Origin of the sequence: Thalassobacterium sedimentorum (assembly GCF_031127905.1) — a bacterium.
GTDB lineage: Bacteria > Verrucomicrobiota > Verrucomicrobiia > Opitutales > Coraliomargaritaceae > Thalassobacterium > Thalassobacterium sedimentorum.
The window spans coordinates 1-14,738 of record NZ_JARXIC010000055.1; the positions used below are offsets into that span (position 1 = coordinate 1).

A 14,738-nucleotide genomic window follows, 5' to 3' on the forward strand; every position below is an offset into this window, starting at 1 on the left:
TCATCGATCAAAATTTAAGGTCTCGAAATCCAGAAAAAGCAAAGGAAAACCGAAGAAGAAAACGGTCGATAAAGCCGCTTAAGTCCGTGCCATTCAGGCCTAAGGTGTCATATTAAATAAGACCTTTGCGTTCGAAATTGAATAGGGGCCGGTTTGCTTAGCGCCCGGTCTTGTCGTTTCGGAACAATGTTCTCCTCTTGTCTGGCTGGGTGCCATGAACGACGGCGTCCGTACCGCTAACAAAATAGACCAGTAGCTTTACGAGCAGGGCGAAGGCGTCGGGGCGGTTTGGGTGGGAACCGTTCCTCCGCCGCGAAAGCTACGGCGGACAGGTAGTGGACGTGAATTCTGTCGTAGGGGCGTCACTTGTGACGCCCGCCGAGTGCCGGAGCGATCGCACTGAGACCGTCACCATCCGACAAGCGAATCATCGCTGACAAGTCATGCCCCATTTCTTCTTTACGATCATTCTTTGCGGAGAAACTAGTCGATTGCTGGTAGCAAGGAAGGCGAAGGCTACGCCTCGTAGCGGCGTGATTCATCCGCCGTTCTGTTCCGATTCTGCGCATTAAAATCGCACTTCTGCACAATAAGCGAATTTTCGCACGGCAGAATAAGCGAGTATTTGCACGGATGTCCTTTCCTGTCCGTGATGTGCTGGGCCATTTAATCTTCGTTTACATTCACCTCTACATGGACGGCCACGGCCGTATGGGACGCTTTCTTATGAACGCGATGCTGGCCAGTGGCGGCTACCCCTGGACTGTCATTCCCGTCGAAAAACGAACCAACTATCTAGCTGCTCTTGAAGCCGCCAGTGCGGATGGGGATATCGAGTCCTTTGCTAAGTTTCTAGCGCAGTGCGTGGGCTCTGAGGTGAAGCCCGTTGAAGGAAAGTGAACGGCTGGGTGAACGTCGTTCCGAGCGAAGCGACAAGACCGGGCGCGAAACGAACCGGACCACATCGAACGTCCAACATTGAATATTGAATGAATCAGAGAATGGTTCGCCTCGTTGTTATTCAAAATTGAGCGTTCGAAGTTGAATGTTCGATGTTCCCCTGCTAACTCGGCACCATGAATTACGACGTGATCACTACTAACAAGATGAACATGTCGCTTTACGAGCAGCACGAAGGGGGAACTTACCTGAACAGGGCTAAATACGGTTCGAATACGTAGAGTTTTCCACGTTGTGCGCCGGTGATCTCCTTCAGCAGTCCTTGACGCACGAATTCATCGATCAGCTTATAGGCCGTCGGCATGGAAACTCCGGTGCTTCCGCGACCATGCTTGCGTTCGTGTAGACCATCTTGAACAGGCGGTTGAATAATAACGAGCCGGTGTTTGCGTATGGCTTCCACGTTTGAATCTTCGTTTCCCATTCGTTCTTGAATTTGAGAATGCGATTAAAAGTTTCCACTCCGCTACGGGCCGTTTCGGTGATTCCATCGAGGAAGAAATGTAACCATTCGTCTATCGCGTTTTCTTCGCGGACTCGGGTCAACCGATCATAATACTCGCCCCGATTTCGCTCCAAATAGTCGGAAAGGTAGAGCACTGGTTGTTTCAGGATGCCGGTCGAGACCAGATACAGCGGCACCATCAAGCGCCCGATCCGCCCATTGCCGTCTAGAAACGGGTGGATCGTTTCAAATTGGTAGTGCATGATCCCTATCTTGATAAGCGGCGGTAGATGGAGGTCATCATTATGTGCGAATCGCTCCATGTCGGAGATTAACTCGGGCACCGTCTCGTGAGTCGGTGGCACAAAACGGGCGTTTCCCGGATTGCTGCCGCCGATCCAGTTTTGGCTGGTTCGGAATTCGCCGGGAGTCTTGTGTTCGCCGCGCACACCTGTCATTAAGGTTCGATGGGCGTCCTTTAGCAAACGTGCCGAAAAGGGCAGAGTCTCCAGCGATTGGATACTGTTCCAGAGGGCGTCGATATAGTTATTCACCTCCTTCCAGTCATTCCGGCGCTCCTCCTTAATTTCTTCTTCCGGCAGAATGGCTTCCTCGATCTCTGTGACCGTGTTCTCGATTTTACTTGAGAGAGTCGCTTCCTTGGCGACGTGCATGCGGATGAACAGCTCCAGGTTGGGCACATATTCGGAAAACATATCCAAGCGCCCAAGATGACGGTCCGCCTGACTCAAAGCTTCCAAGATCCGGGTATCGCCGATTATCTACTCGCGGGTGATATGCGTGGGTTGAAAACTCTTGTAGCCGCTCTGCTTGTGAAAACGACCTGCCTCGAATTGCTTCATGATTTATATAACCTAAGCTCTTAATTAAGAAAATGCCATAAAATTTAATTAAGGGCCGCTCTTATTAAAATCTGTGCCAGCTTGTTCAGCACCCTGCAGACGTGTCGAAGGCCTTTACCACGCCGGCTCCGTCGGCAGCATCATTTCCGGATGCTCAGATGCGTGAGCGTAGATTCCAGCAGAACTCAATTTCGTCTAGTAATTCGATTTGCTTCGGTAGCAGCTGGCTTTTGCGCCGCTTTGCCCGTTGCTGCCATACCCAGTTGGCAAGTGTCTTATTCTGCTCGTCTCTGCGAGTGATGCGCGAGTGGCCGTGGGCTTTGTGAAATGTCTTTAGCGCTTCGTAGCGTTCCAACCATGTATCGGAGATTTTGTGTTGGCCGTCTGCCGAAAGGTAGCTGATGCCTGTTGTCGGTGGATCTAGTACACCACTGGGCTTTAGCAAATCGACCTTCCACTGAGCCAGGCGACCGGATTTGAAGAGACCTCGCTGTTGATTCGCCCAAGTGCGCAGGTTGATGTCTCCGGTGTAGCCATGCGGGAGAGTCGTTTCGCCCGTCGTTTCTTTGAAATTGTTGAACTTTCTGAGCATTCGATTGAAGCGGCGTTTGGCTTGTCCTTTGGATGAAATGGGAGCGGGGCCGTTTTTCTGTGCCTCTTGTTGTTCTGTAGTTTCGCAATGGGGGCGCCATTGAGTCTTTCGGCCTCTTCGGCCCGAGCGTCTTGTTTTTCCCTCTTGGTAGGTTCTGACTTGTTGTAGGATCCTGGCGGAGCGTTCTATGAGTGTTTGAAGGTTGTCTTTGTGGTTGAGTCGATTGCGGATAGGGCGTGGAGGATGAATTTGAGATAGGCTTTGAGCCGATTGGTAGAGCGACTGGAACCATCGCATCGCACAATAAGCGAATGATCCCTCGGCTTTGACGGTAACGTGGCGTCGTGGCTTGCAACGGCCTCAAGACGATGTGTATTTTACTCGTCGTAATGAACCTTTTGGGGGATATCAAGTTGGGGGTGATATGGGGCATTTTTGTTATTTCTGTGGAGAGTTAAAGTCGAATGAAGCCTTTTCGGGAAAGGGGCATCGTCGGCATTTGTGTCGTGCCTGTAATTCAATTCCTGCTGCAGAGCGTGAGGAATCTGAGCTTTGGGGACGCTTGCATGACCTGATGGATCAGTCGAATATTTCGAAGAAGAATATTGTCTGGCTGAAGTCGCTTCTGGAGCATTCAAATCAGTTGATTCGAGCGCATGCCCAGCTGATTTTACATGTCGCCGAAGTGGCTCCCTTTCGCAAGAAGCGTTACCAGCGTATTTCGGTGTTTTCGACAAAACTGTTGGAGCGATGCATTGATGCGGGTTTGTTGTATCCGCCAGATTCTGAGTGGGGCGCAGATCCTAGCAGTGATGAGGACCCTGAAGAGAATAATGAGCCGTTCTAATTAACAATGGGAGTCTTTTTGTGCGGGTAAGGCGTAGGTCATTTTGGATAAAGCGCAGGCCTGGCCAGAGGTGTTCCCTCGTTTGCTGGGCGCGATCGATGCAGTTCGAAAAAGGGCGGGGAGTTTTGTAATTTTGGGGCGTAAGGAATTGATTTCGACTAGCGAGCTATTTAGTGTGGCGTCGTGGCTTGCAACGGTCTCAAGACGATGTGTATTTTACTCGTCGTAATGAACCTTTTGGGGGATATCAAAAGCAGAAAACTGCTGATCGTGAAAGGTCTGCTCTTTGCTTTGCTTACCTTACTCGCGGGTGCAGGTTTGCTGCTTAGAAGTATGCACTGGGAAACCGTGTGCTTGCTGCTGATCTTTGCCTGGAGCACCTGTCGGTTTTATTACTTTCTTTTTTATGTCTTGGAGCATTACGCCGGCCGCAATCGCAAATACACGGGTATTTGCGATGAGTTGAAGCACTTGTTTAAAGATGACCGATAATGAGCAGTGCTTAAGTTCAGCTTGCTTGTAGGCACCCTGGACGGTGTCATCACCCCCAATCAGATGGACAATTGGCTGTTCAAATTGACGAATGGGGGAGGGAATGTCCAAGGTCCAAGCTTGAATGATTGAGACCTGATTCCATGCTAGATAAGAGTGAGCGCTTTATACTCATCTGTAGACAAAGACCACAGCTCTGAATTCAGACATACAGAGAACTGGAGGCGGGACACTCTTGTTCCGCGACACTACAGGTCGGCCCCGGTTCAGCGATCCTCCCGCCGCCCCGGTTCAGAGAACCGAGGATACCGCACTGCTAGAATTTAGAGAAGGCCCAAGGTTTAATATTAAATAAGACTTTTGCGTTCGAAATTGAATAGGGTCCGGTTTGCTTCGCGCCCAGTCTTGTCGCTTTGGAACGATGACCTCCTCTTGTCTGGCTGGGTGCCATGAACGACGGCAGTGATCACTGCGAATAAGATGAACATGTAGCTTTACGAGCAGAGCGAAGGCGTCGTTTTTTGGGAGTATCGACAAACCGTAAAGTGACGCTTTATGGTTTGTATGTTAATTTGATTTTGATGTAGAACGGCTATCCGTCCGCTATTATCCGAACACGCGATCGATTGAAATATATCGGTGGTTTGGAAAAGGCTCAGTTCGGCGGTGCAAAGGATGGCTACCGCAAAGTAATCGAAGCGGCAGTCGATCGCTCTTAGAGATTTATCTTAAAGCGGCTGCAGGCGAGGTTGCCGAGCAGGATACGGATAAAAAGCCAGGTCTGCTTCGCATCGGCCAGTTAGCCCGCAAGGCAGGCGAGAGCAACGAGACGATTCGTTATTGGACTAAGGAAGGTCTCTTACTGGTCGCCGATTTCACGGATGCTGTTTGCCAGCTGTATCACCCCAGTATGATCGAGAGAGTCGCGAAGGTCCGCGAGCTCCAAGGCCAACGCTACACGCTGAGCGAGATTCGCGGGCAGATTTGAGCGGGAGTAGGGCAAGAGTGTCAGGGGAATTTGAATACACTGCAGGTTCATAGTGTAGCAGGGGTGGGCTCTGCCGCCCTGCCGATACGGACTTTGCCGTTTATTCACTGCACGAGCTTCTCGTGTCGTCGGAATTCTCACTATCCGTGCACTTTTTGGGCCGCTCTCTATACGGGGGCATGAACAATCAGGAACTCAAAAGCTATGTTCACGGTGCGGCTGACCCCATTGAAGCCCTTTGGGCAACAGCCCCTGATGACATGCCCCTTTTGAAGCCTGTGCCTCCCCTTTTCAGGCCGACATTGTCTAGTAGTCAAAAAGCTCAACTTCACTTGGAGGGATTACTGGCACTAGTTGCTTTATGGCTTTCTTGTTGATGATCTTCTTTGGAAGGAGGGCTGCTTTGAGTTGAGCTGAATTGATCCAAGTCGAATTCCAGATTGAAACGTCCTCGTCGCACACCAACTTGCAAAGTGGTTCCTCGTAGGTGAGCGCATCGTCAAAGGATTGAGAAACCCGCTGCAACCAGATTTGGAGGTGTCCAGTGTTTGGCACCCGGTCGAAACGTTTTCTGATCTTCTCAAATAGCTTTGCCTTCTGCTTCGAATCATCAAGTAGAGTTAGTAGCTTGCTTAGGATTGCAGCAACCAGAGGATAAGTTTTGGGATTCTGGAAAGCAATATCGACAAGAATTGCAACCATAGGCACGGCATTGCTCAACGGGCCCTTTATCTTTTCAATTCTTCGATGATATACTGAAATCGCCCGAATCAAACTGCCAGAGTTTGGATGTGACAGACCGAAGTTGTGTATTAAAAAAAGATGTTTCTGAAGATTTCGGTTAGATGTCTCTGCTTTTATCCAGTCAACCTTGTCACGTTTGACCGAGCCTTGGATGACCGAACTGGTGAACTTCGTCTTGGAGGAACTGAGTTTTAATCCCAAGCCGATCAATACTTGTGAAATGATTTTAACAATCTCACTACCTTGAGCTGGGTTGTTTACAAAGATTCGGTAATCGTCTCGATAGCGCAGTATTTGATAATCTTTGATCTCTGCCACATTGATTTTTTCTGTAATCAATATGTCAGCATAACCAAGGACAATCTCTGCAATGAAATCCATGAGAACAGGCCCCTGTGGAATGCCGTTTGTTTGGCCATAGTTCATGTCTTGAATATGCCCATCGATGACATTTCCGATCAGTGCTGAATTAGATCGGTTTGCCTTCTTCTTCGCTTCTTTCTGAGTGTGAAGCGCCCAAACAATTGAGTGCGTGTATATCGAGCTGTAGCAGTCTGCGATATCAGTGTGCGCCATGTGCTCGTATTCAAGCGCTAGTTCAATTGAACGCTGCTCTAAGTCTTCCCACCAATGTAAGATCTGCTCAGCCTTATCGCTTTGCTCACTCTTCGATTGAACTGGCAGGCTGGTGCAGATTATGTGCTTGTTCTCTGCGAATGTTTTAAACCGCTTACAGATCGTTTCCCATGCTGCTTCATTGGTAATCGCGTGAACCAATGAAACGTAAATCGCGGGATGACAAAGCTCCATCGGCCTCCACCCAAATTTGCCGTCTTTGTTGTGAAATAGGGTGTGATTGACATTATCAAAATCACGAGGGCTCATGTCCTTTTTATAAAACCCCTTCAACTCTTTCCCATCAATCAACTTGCTGACTTTGGTCAGAATAGAGTCGAACTCAAAATAGGGAGGGAGATCGAAATTGAAGTAGCTTTCACTTTTCAGCAGAAATTCCCGCGCTTCACTTGCTGACATTTGAAGCATCGACTTCCTCGCTGAGGTTTGCCGTCCAGCCTGACTTTCATCCTTCAGCACGGACTTCTTAATTAATCGTCTCGTTACGGCCTTCTTAACCGTTTCCTGTGCGGCCTTTCTGGACGCGCGTTGTTTCACCGTCTTCTTCTTCTTCTTCTTCTTCTTCTTCTTCACTGCTGCCTTCTTAGCACTCATCTTACCGCCTCCGCATCCAGTGAATCCGTCAAGCGTTTCTTCCCTGTTAGCAGGTCTTGCAGAACTGCAGCTTTCAGGAATTGAAGCTTTACCAGCAGTATGTCCGCCGATTTCAGGAGGAACAATTTCAACAGTGAGAGTGTCATTTTTTCAGTCTTCAAAATGTAATACGAGCAACGGGGCTCGAACGGGGTTATGTATATAATCTAGTATTCAATGTAGCCTGTATCTTAAACAACTAAGGTAATGTCATGACTTCACTTTCAGCCCCATTAGCCAATATCTTCTTCGGGTATATTATAAATGTCTCTTAGAAGTGCGACTAAATGATCAACGAATGATGAGCCCTCCTCATCATCCACTTCATTCTCCAGCTCCTCGGATAGCCTTTCAATGGTTTCCTCCGATGACATAATTTCATCAATCTCATCATCTTCTATTAATGGATTCTGCCTATATAAAACGTGAGGCAGTTGGCAGTAGTGAAAATGATGCTGAATAACACTAATTGCTATTAATGAATCAAATATACTTCTAGTTATTTGATGAACGAGATCTTCAGTATCCGTTTCATAGGATATATCTTCATTTCTCAAAGCGTGGGTCATAATTTCGATGACTCGATCGAACTGCATTTCATTTCTCACTATAGTATTTCGAAGCGGCCTCTCGATCTGTTTGATAGCCTTAGCAACTATAGCCTCTTCGATTTCGGTAAAAGATGACGCAAATTGATCCGCAGAGTAATAAAGTAATTCATTGTGCCTAATTAAGGCGTTTTTTTCTAACCGCCTGGTTGCGATTCTCTCACGTGTTTTACTTTTTAGATATGACTTAACTGTATCTCTTAACTTAAAACCGAGGTATTCAAATGTAGGCGCCGTGACTTTGTCTAAGCCTAATAGCCAGTTTGTAGGGTGCGATGCACTGGGTTGATTGTTTTCATTAGGATCCATACTCTATACTTTCATGGGAAATTGATGACTAGTCATTGATTGTCTGTTACTTATATTAATCGCCTCGGGCTGAACGTGGAAAAGGGGCATGTCAGAATGGGACTAACTTAAGGGGTGGAAACAAAGCAAAATAATCGAATGAAAGCTTACGTAAAGGCCGTTGGTAGGTGGCGTTTTTGTATGTAAAAACTAGAACGCTTCTTTTCCGGATTTAACCATATTTCATGTGGCAAACCACCTAAGACGGCCTTTACGCAGTATCGAGAAAAGCTGCTCAAACTACGTTAGTCAACGCTTTCCGAATGATCATTAATTTTCGAAGATTTAATCCCGCTTGATAAGCTCTCGTCCAATGCTCGCGGGCCGCATAGCCGAACCCGAGTATACTCCCGAAGCGTGAGTTTCTTTGGATTCTTGCATCAAGTTCTCTCGCCCGGCATGCCTTGTCATGAAAGTGGTGGCTTGCTTTTGTTTAGCCAGTGGAGCTTTGCTCAAATGGTTGAAACTGAGCTCAAACGTCATGAAAGCCGAATCATGGTTAACTTCATTGAACACTTCCGCCTTGGCGATGTCGTTTTGACGGACCGTGGGTTCAGCTCCTACGGGAATCTGGCAGCCTTATGGATAAAGGGGGTGGATGCAGTCATGCGGGTGCATCAGGCACGCAAGCTGGATTACCGAAAGGGAAAGGTGCTGGGGCCGATGGATCGTTTAGTCGAATGGGCATGGAAATGCTACGCTGCAAAACACCGGAAATGGTGCGCAAGGAACTGCGCATGTTCATCATTGCTCATTGTGTGATCGTTATTCGTAAAATGCGTCCTCATGTATTCCAAACGGGCAGCTCCAGGCAGTTATTTGTGAAGCCCATGGCACGAGGGTCCATTTCTGGGAAATCGGAGAGAAGACTTTTTAGGCGATTACGCCAATGGTTGCCATGATTCATGATGTTGAGGAGTGTCACCAAGACGACTGCATGGCCTTCGAATCGGTTGGCATTCTGAATGACACCGTTCAGATGCGCCGGAATGAGTGGTGTGATGGAAAATGCCCGATTCCAGAGTCTGCCATGGTGCGCACAAATATTGCGAATATGTGAGAGGGAGTGTAGCCAATTTGCGAACACTTTAGCGGTTACGTTGAACTCACCGGCAATCTTTGCCTTCAGGTTGGCATCACCAATCCCCATGTAGAATTTTGACAAAGTGCCGAGGGTCAGCACTTCCATAGTCATCCAGATCGGAGGCAAGTAGGGATCTCCGTATTTTATGTAGTAGTGATCAATAAATGTTTCTGCGTGGTCCCGGGGGAGTCTTGGGGTGCCGGTAGGTAAATTCCGGCGTACTGTCACACCATTCTCGGCTTTCTGGATAAAGCCAGCGTGGTTGAACCTTCGGTGGAAATTGCTCGAATCTAGATAACCATGCGGGCCCCAGAGTAAGCTCGTTTCATTTACAATTCTGGAGCGAATACCAACTTCGATCCGCTCGATGGCATCTGCGACGAGTAGGCGCAGATGTCGGTCAAATTCATAGACCCGCAATATCTGATCAAAGCCCGTGTTTGGTTTAAATCGTTCACGGGTGGGTCCATCCTTGAATGGATAGCTGTAGCCGCTGAAACGGTAATAACCTACGTTTAAAAGGCAGTTTTCTGCGGCAGCGTCATCTTGAATCTCCAACCCGCGGGATTTGAGTTTTGCTACCTGCGCCGATAGGTTAATTGCTGGTTTTGAGTAGGTGCTCATCGCAGTGTTTCCCAAGCCTGTGATTCAGGCAAAAAAATACCCACCAAGTTGCGCATCGTTGAGAGGCTTGGCGGGTTTGTTGTTAATAATTTCCGATAGAAGCGTTTCATTGTCAATAGGCATTCTGCCGTGGGTGGAGGGATTCGACCCCCTGACCTCATGCGTCTGTTGACTGGCGCCTACTTGAGGGGGTTCCTGCTGGCTTACTTGCGGGGGCATCTTGAATTTGGGCAGTAGGGTGACTTGGATACTAGCGGGATTGCTTTCGAAGATGGGGGTGTCGCAGCCGTATTGGGTGCAGGCGTTGATGATCTTTTCGATGCCGCGGCCCCAGGAATCGATATAGCCGGCTTTGAAGCAGATATTGGCGATCAGACAGTTGCGGAGCTCGGGCATTGTCCGTTGATTTCCTAAATCAAACCGTCGCTGATTCTTTAGGCGGAGTTTCATTGTTAGGCTTTGGCTCGTAGAAGGAGTAGGTTGGGATGACGATGCCACTCCATGGGCCACGTTCAGTGTTGGCGCGAATGATCTCACGTGCCATGCCGTAGAGGATCGAAGAGCCGTTGATCTTCATTAATCGTTCGATGTGGGAAGGCTCTGACTTTTCTGTCGTGCAGCGGAAAATCCCAACGATCGTGAGGCGAAAATCATAGGGGAAATTCGTATCTGGAGAGGGTTGATGCTTGATGTGCACCGTGACTTGCCACTTCTCGGGTTGATCCTCAACTGCAGGCAGTCGAATGGCTTCATTTCTGACAGAATACTCCTCAATCAGTGTTTCGATTTCCTTTTCCGAGGAAAACACATTGCGAGCCGTAACCGCTTGGTCGCTTACAAAATAACGCTCTAGTTCAAGTGGTGATTTCATGCTGCAAATGCCTCTAGAAGTTCTTCGGAGTCCGCTTCCGATTGCGTGTCGCAAATCGGCTGTGCGGGTCTCGCTGTGAAGATTGGATCATTTTCAAATGACATGTAGTGCGCATCCTGTATCCAGGCCGCTGGTGGTCTCGCGACTGTTTTTAAGTAGTCGATCGTGATTTTGCCATCGTCCAATGCGCGCAGCAGTAGATTGATGCTACGGCTGGGGCGATTGCGACCATTCTCCCATGGGCTCCATGTCTTTTCTCCAATCTGAAGCGCCTCGCTGATCTCTTTCTGGGTTAATTTCAACCGTTCACGCAGAGCGCGAATTTCAGCGGGTTGCATCAAGCCCATGTGGCGTGCTTTGGTTTCTTCAACTTTTTGCAAACCTGCATCGGTCATCAACCATTCGTGGACTTCTTCGTCCCATTCCATTGGGATCTCAATGGTGATGAGTTCGGCAATGCGTTCACCGTCAGCGGTCGGGATGGAGACATCAAATGTGCGGTTTTCAATTTTCATGACGTTTAGTTGTGTTCTTCGCAGCGGAGCCGCGGTTTTTCGGGCAAGTGCGCAGATAGTAGTAAGATGCGCTTTTTGTCAGTTCTTACTAGTATTTTACCGTAGGTGCGCTTTCCGTCCAAGGTGAACCAGAACTCCCAGGTTTCACCCGTAGGATAATCCATAGTGACAGGGCAGCCATGTGGATTCGAGCTCTCTAGAAAGCGAAGGAATGCAGTGATCACACGGCTATCAAATAAACTTGGGAAGTCGTGTTGTAGTCTTTGTGAAAAATCCCCCGTGCGCTGAATTTCTCGCGAAGTCCCGGTGCGGAGCACTGCGGAAACTTGTCGCAGCCATGCTTTGGGGATGGGTTGAAGTGCCATGACCGAAAAGATTTTGTTTCATAAGCATGCTTAGAAGGTATTAATTAATACCTAATGTCAAGCTGTCCTGTAGTATACAATTTTGTCTCTGCTTCATCTCGCCATTTCAAATGGTAGGTTGTTGCCGTTCTTTCACCTAGCTTCCTCTTTGTCGTATTGTTGAAATTAAATACTGAACAAGTGTTTACTTGAGGTCAAGCATCGCTGTATTTTGTAATCGTTATTGCTGTTCGGTGAATAGTGGGTGCGCACTTGGCACTCTTACGGCGTCGCTGCTTGCTCTGTTTGCTTAGGCTGTGCCTTGCATTCTGCATACTCGCTGCTGTTTGTCGGCATGCGCTTTGCATTGTGGGCTGTGTGGCGCTTTTCGTGTGTGGTTTTTAACTGGCTTTTTGTCAGTGTCTTACGTTCTGCATGTTGTGGTTGGCACGGGGGCTGTTGTGTTAGGGGTTCACTGAAAATTAAAAATCAAACCAAGGAACGATTATGCCACAGAAATCAACAAGTACCAAATCGACTACCAGCCAAGCGAATGATCTACAGTCGGATCGCGATAAGTTGGTCGCCGACCTGAAGCTCTTGGTCGCGGATGCTAAATCGCTGACGGAGTCTGCGAGCGATGAGTCTAAGGAGTTCCTTTCGGACAAGGCCGAGGACTTGCGTCAGCAACTCGCGGAAACCATGGAAAAGCTTAAAGCGGAGGGCGAAAAGGTTAAGGAAGTCGCAGTTGAGAAGACGGATGAGGTGGAGTCTTGCATTCGTAAGAATCCATGGAAGTCGATCGGGATTGCAGTTGTTGCGGGTATCGTGATCGACCGTTTAACGAGTCGTCATAAATAAGCGCTGAATGGATGCATTGAATGCAGCTGAGTCCGCGTTGCGGGCGCTGGGCGGGATCGTTGAGTCTCGCCTGGAAATGTTCTCCTTAGAGACTGTCATTGAGAAGCGCCGCGCAGCTTGTCTGCTTGCTGCAGTGATGCTTTCGGCTGGTTTTGCTTTGTTGGGGGTGACCTTTGCAGGCATCTTTCTAATCTTGCTCACCCCTGTTGAGTATCGCGTGCATGTGGCCTGCGCTTGGATGCTACTGAACGCCTTCCTGGCAGCTGTGTGTGTGGCACTGCTTCTGTATGCTTTACGCAGAGGGGCGGCTCCATTTGAGCACACGCGCGAGGAACTTAGAAAGGATTTGGCATGTTTGGGAACCGTCGTGAAATCAGGCGAATAAATGAGCTCAAATTGCGCTCGGATGTGGAGCGTACGCAACTGGTGGTTGGACTCAGCTACTTCGTGCCATTGGCTAAGAAGGTTGCGCGTGTGAGTGTGTATGCATTCGCGGTGAAGCAACTCGCGCCTGCGATACGTCCTATCACTTTCGGGCTGATCCAGCGTGGCTTGGCAAATCGAGGTAGGTCGGGGTTGTTTAAACTTGCAGGGCTGGCTTCGACTGCGATTGGTGCTGCGCGTGCATTTTCCTCGCGTCGGAGTGAATCATGATTTGTGGGCAGTTTATCCGCATCGCGAAAATTCCAGAATTCTTCGCGATACGGTCGGGGGTGACGCCTGCTGGCTTAATGTATTCTACCCGCGAAGATTTCGGTGGAATGTGGCTTGGGATGGTGGGTGTGCTTCAGATGGAAGCAAGCCAAGGAAGAGTTCAGATTAAGTCGTTCCGTAGACAAACGTTCGAAGTGCTTTGGCGTGTTTGCTGGCGTCTTCGAATCCGCATTTAAGAAAAATAATCGAGTGGCTGGTATCCTGAATCTTTGTGGAATCTACACAAATCGTGTATTTCGTTTGTGATTCTCGCTCGCCAAAGAAGCTCCCAATATTGTTGATATCATGTCGTTGACAGCTTCGGACCAGTTTTTCTGGATCCGGGTCTATGATGAGCAGTTTGGCTCCATCAATAAGTGATAGCCATTCTCTCAAGCGACTTGTGACGCCGAGATCCATAAAGCCATAGCCACTGCAGATTATGCGTTTCGTCTGAAGTAATTGATTTTGAAATTCTGTCCAAATCCACGGGAACATTAAGTAGGAATAATCTTCTAGTTTGTTGAGTGAGCCCGCGAGAAAAAGAGGTTCGAAAACGCAATTGGTCTCATCGTAGTCATCTGGGTTTGCTAGTTTGATGTATTCTCCATCTTTGTAGAACCAATTGATTGATCCATGCAGTTTTAGGAGAGGAATTTGCCCCTCTCTGCTTTTAAGCAGAGAGGGGTGAAATTTAGCCGTTCCACTTGTGAATGATGAGAAACCGTCGACGTAAGGGTAAGATCCTAGTGCTTGTTCAGTTTTGGTGTCATGGTTAAGAGTGCAAATTGTGGGGATTTTGCTGCTGTCTAACATGACATCAAAAAAATCTCTAAGTGCTTTAGGACTGTGCTGTTTATTTCGGTCAATTAGTTGTTCAAAAACTATCCACATAATCCATGTCCACGTGGATGAGATGACATTGTCTAATGTGATTTTTGAAGGGGTCGTCGATGTATCTCGCCCGAATAACGTGAGTTCGAATTTTTTCGAGAACTTTGTTTTCAGTTCTGTAAAAAGAACGTCTCTAAACGCTTGCAGAGTCGGATCTCTATTGGTTCCGCTTTGTTTTTTTAGTTTTGAGACTATGTAGGCAATCTCTTCATAGTTGACGTCTTCACTGACTTTTAGGTCTTTAATATGATTTTTGAGAGTATCCAGTGTTAAGCTAATTACACCTGAATCACGTTCATCATATTTCGTTTTGCTCGGATTGGGTTGAGTGTATATTCTGTTGTCTCCGTGAAAGTGGTAATCACCATTCAAAATTTCTGACGTAATATTCTCCACCTTTGGCATCGGGCTCGTGTAAGAGCCGAAGAGAAACATGGGGCGTAATTGCTGTGGGGTGGTATTCATTTCTGTTATAGTGGAACAGTCTGTGGGGACCGGAGAGTCGATTAAAAAACATGATAGCCGAGTCGCAGGTAAGGATGCTACCGATTTTCGAATTGGGCAATTTATTTTGATGGTCCACTTCGTTCACTTTGTCATCGGTAGGGGCGCGACTTGTCACAATGCCATTGCATATTAAAAATATGATAAGCCAGCAACAATATCTGTACTTTGAATGAAAAGGATCTAATAAGT

At 48.0% G+C, this 14,738-nt stretch carries 17 protein-coding genes and 2 pseudogenes; 7 read left to right on the top strand and 12 right to left on the bottom strand.

Annotated elements, in window-relative coordinates; all coding sequences use genetic code 11:
- Positions 1-362: 362 nt before the first annotated feature.
- Positions 363-569, bottom strand: coding sequence for a hypothetical protein (locus QEH59_RS17430; protein ID WP_308986665.1), 207 nt, complete (start codon positions 567-569; stop codon positions 363-365).
- A 76-nt stretch (positions 570-645) separates the two neighbouring features.
- On the opposite strand from QEH59_RS17430, the pseudogene QEH59_RS17435 reads away from it, so the two are divergent.
- Positions 646-900, top strand: a pseudogene (locus QEH59_RS17435) (Fic family protein); the annotation flags it as partial.
- Between the two features lie 244 nt (positions 901-1,144).
- Here the strand turns inward: QEH59_RS17435 and QEH59_RS17440 are convergent.
- Positions 1,145-2,268 (bottom strand): annotated as a pseudogene (locus tag QEH59_RS17440) (Fic family protein).
- A gap of 154 nt (positions 2,269-2,422) precedes the next feature.
- Positions 2,423-2,860: a helicase associated domain-containing protein gene (locus QEH59_RS19145; protein ID WP_486679438.1), complete on the bottom strand. Its 438-nt coding sequence runs from the start codon at positions 2,858-2,860 to the stop codon at positions 2,423-2,425.
- A 349-nt stretch (positions 2,861-3,209) separates the two neighbouring features.
- Here QEH59_RS19145 and QEH59_RS17450 point away from each other — a divergent pair, with 349 nt between their 5' ends.
- Positions 3,210-3,707, top strand: coding sequence for a hypothetical protein (locus QEH59_RS17450; RefSeq protein WP_308986669.1), 498 nt, complete (start codon positions 3,210-3,212; stop codon positions 3,705-3,707).
- A 300-nt stretch (positions 3,708-4,007) separates the two neighbouring features.
- Here QEH59_RS17450 and QEH59_RS17455 read toward each other — a convergent pair whose 3' ends face one another.
- Complete coding sequence (locus tag QEH59_RS17455) at positions 4,008-4,310, bottom strand: hypothetical protein (protein ID WP_308986670.1); 303 nt, start codon at positions 4,308-4,310, stop codon at positions 4,008-4,010.
- Between the two features lie 721 nt (positions 4,311-5,031).
- Here QEH59_RS17455 and QEH59_RS19080 point away from each other — a divergent pair.
- Complete coding sequence (locus QEH59_RS19080; RefSeq protein WP_425609263.1) at positions 5,032-5,187, top strand: MerR family transcriptional regulator; 156 nt, start codon at positions 5,032-5,034, stop codon at positions 5,185-5,187.
- 306 nt (positions 5,188-5,493) lie between these two features.
- On the opposite strand, the gene QEH59_RS17465 is transcribed toward QEH59_RS19080, so the two are convergent.
- Together QEH59_RS17465 and QEH59_RS17470 are read right to left on the bottom strand one after the other, a co-directional pair.
- A complete protein-coding gene (locus QEH59_RS17465; protein WP_308986672.1) occupies positions 5,494-7,161 on the bottom strand; it encodes an RNA-directed DNA polymerase in 1,668 nt (555 codons plus the stop codon).
- A gap of 272 nt (positions 7,162-7,433) precedes the next feature.
- Positions 7,434-8,117 carry a hypothetical protein gene (locus QEH59_RS17470; protein ID WP_308986673.1) on the bottom strand — a complete coding sequence of 228 codons (684 nt, stop codon included), beginning with the start codon at positions 8,115-8,117 and terminating at the stop codon, positions 7,434-7,436.
- A 438-nt stretch (positions 8,118-8,555) separates the two neighbouring features.
- Between QEH59_RS17470 and QEH59_RS17475 the strand changes: the two genes are divergently transcribed.
- Positions 8,556-8,918, top strand: coding sequence for a transposase (locus tag QEH59_RS17475; RefSeq protein WP_308986674.1), 363 nt, complete (start codon positions 8,556-8,558; stop codon positions 8,916-8,918).
- Positions 8,919-8,940: 22 nt separating this feature from the next.
- Here QEH59_RS17475 and QEH59_RS17480 read toward each other — a convergent pair whose 3' ends face one another.
- From QEH59_RS17480 to QEH59_RS17500, 5 genes are read right to left on the bottom strand one after another with little or no spacing between them, the layout of a single operon-like run.
- Complete coding sequence (locus QEH59_RS17480) at positions 8,941-9,864, bottom strand: Abi family protein (RefSeq protein WP_308986675.1); 924 nt, start codon at positions 9,862-9,864, stop codon at positions 8,941-8,943.
- Between the two features lie 24 nt (positions 9,865-9,888).
- On the bottom strand, positions 9,889-10,314 hold the full coding sequence (locus QEH59_RS17485) for an ATP-binding protein (RefSeq protein WP_308986676.1): 426 nt from the start codon (positions 10,312-10,314) through the stop codon (positions 9,889-9,891).
- A complete protein-coding gene (locus tag QEH59_RS17490) occupies positions 10,280-10,735 on the bottom strand; it encodes a hypothetical protein (RefSeq protein WP_308986677.1) in 456 nt (151 codons plus the stop codon). Before QEH59_RS17490 ends, QEH59_RS17485 begins: the two co-directional genes overlap by 35 nt.
- The gene (locus QEH59_RS17495) at positions 10,732-11,250 is read right to left on the bottom strand and encodes a helix-turn-helix domain-containing protein (RefSeq protein ID WP_308986678.1); all 519 of its coding nucleotides are present in this window, start codon (positions 11,248-11,250) and stop codon (positions 10,732-10,734) included. Before QEH59_RS17495 ends, QEH59_RS17490 begins: the two co-directional genes overlap by 4 nt.
- Before the next feature lie 5 nt (positions 11,251-11,255).
- Positions 11,256-11,615 carry a hypothetical protein gene (locus tag QEH59_RS17500; RefSeq protein ID WP_308986679.1) on the bottom strand — a complete coding sequence of 120 codons (360 nt, stop codon included), beginning with the start codon at positions 11,613-11,615 and terminating at the stop codon, positions 11,256-11,258.
- Positions 11,616-12,101: 486 nt separating this feature from the next.
- On the opposite strand from QEH59_RS17500, the gene QEH59_RS17505 reads away from it, so the two are divergent.
- The 3 genes from QEH59_RS17505 to QEH59_RS17515 are packed head-to-tail and all read left to right on the top strand — an operon-like array spanning position 12,102 to position 13,109.
- Positions 12,102-12,455, top strand: a complete 354-nt coding sequence (locus tag QEH59_RS17505) for an ElaB/YgaM/YqjD family protein (protein WP_308947882.1) — start codon at positions 12,102-12,104, stop codon at positions 12,453-12,455.
- 7 nt (positions 12,456-12,462) lie between these two features.
- Positions 12,463-12,840 (top strand): phage holin family protein, encoded by a 378-nt coding sequence (locus QEH59_RS17510; RefSeq protein WP_308986680.1) that lies wholly within the window; start codon positions 12,463-12,465, stop codon positions 12,838-12,840.
- A 23-nt stretch (positions 12,841-12,863) separates the two neighbouring features.
- Entirely contained in the window at positions 12,864-13,109 is a 246-nt protein-coding gene (locus tag QEH59_RS17515; RefSeq protein WP_308986681.1) for a hypothetical protein, read from the top strand.
- A 165-nt stretch (positions 13,110-13,274) separates the two neighbouring features.
- On the opposite strand, the gene QEH59_RS17520 is transcribed toward QEH59_RS17515, so the two are convergent.
- Positions 13,275-14,507, bottom strand: coding sequence for an SIR2 family protein (locus QEH59_RS17520; protein ID WP_308986682.1), 1,233 nt, complete (start codon positions 14,505-14,507; stop codon positions 13,275-13,277).
- Positions 14,508-14,738 lie beyond the last annotated feature (231 nt).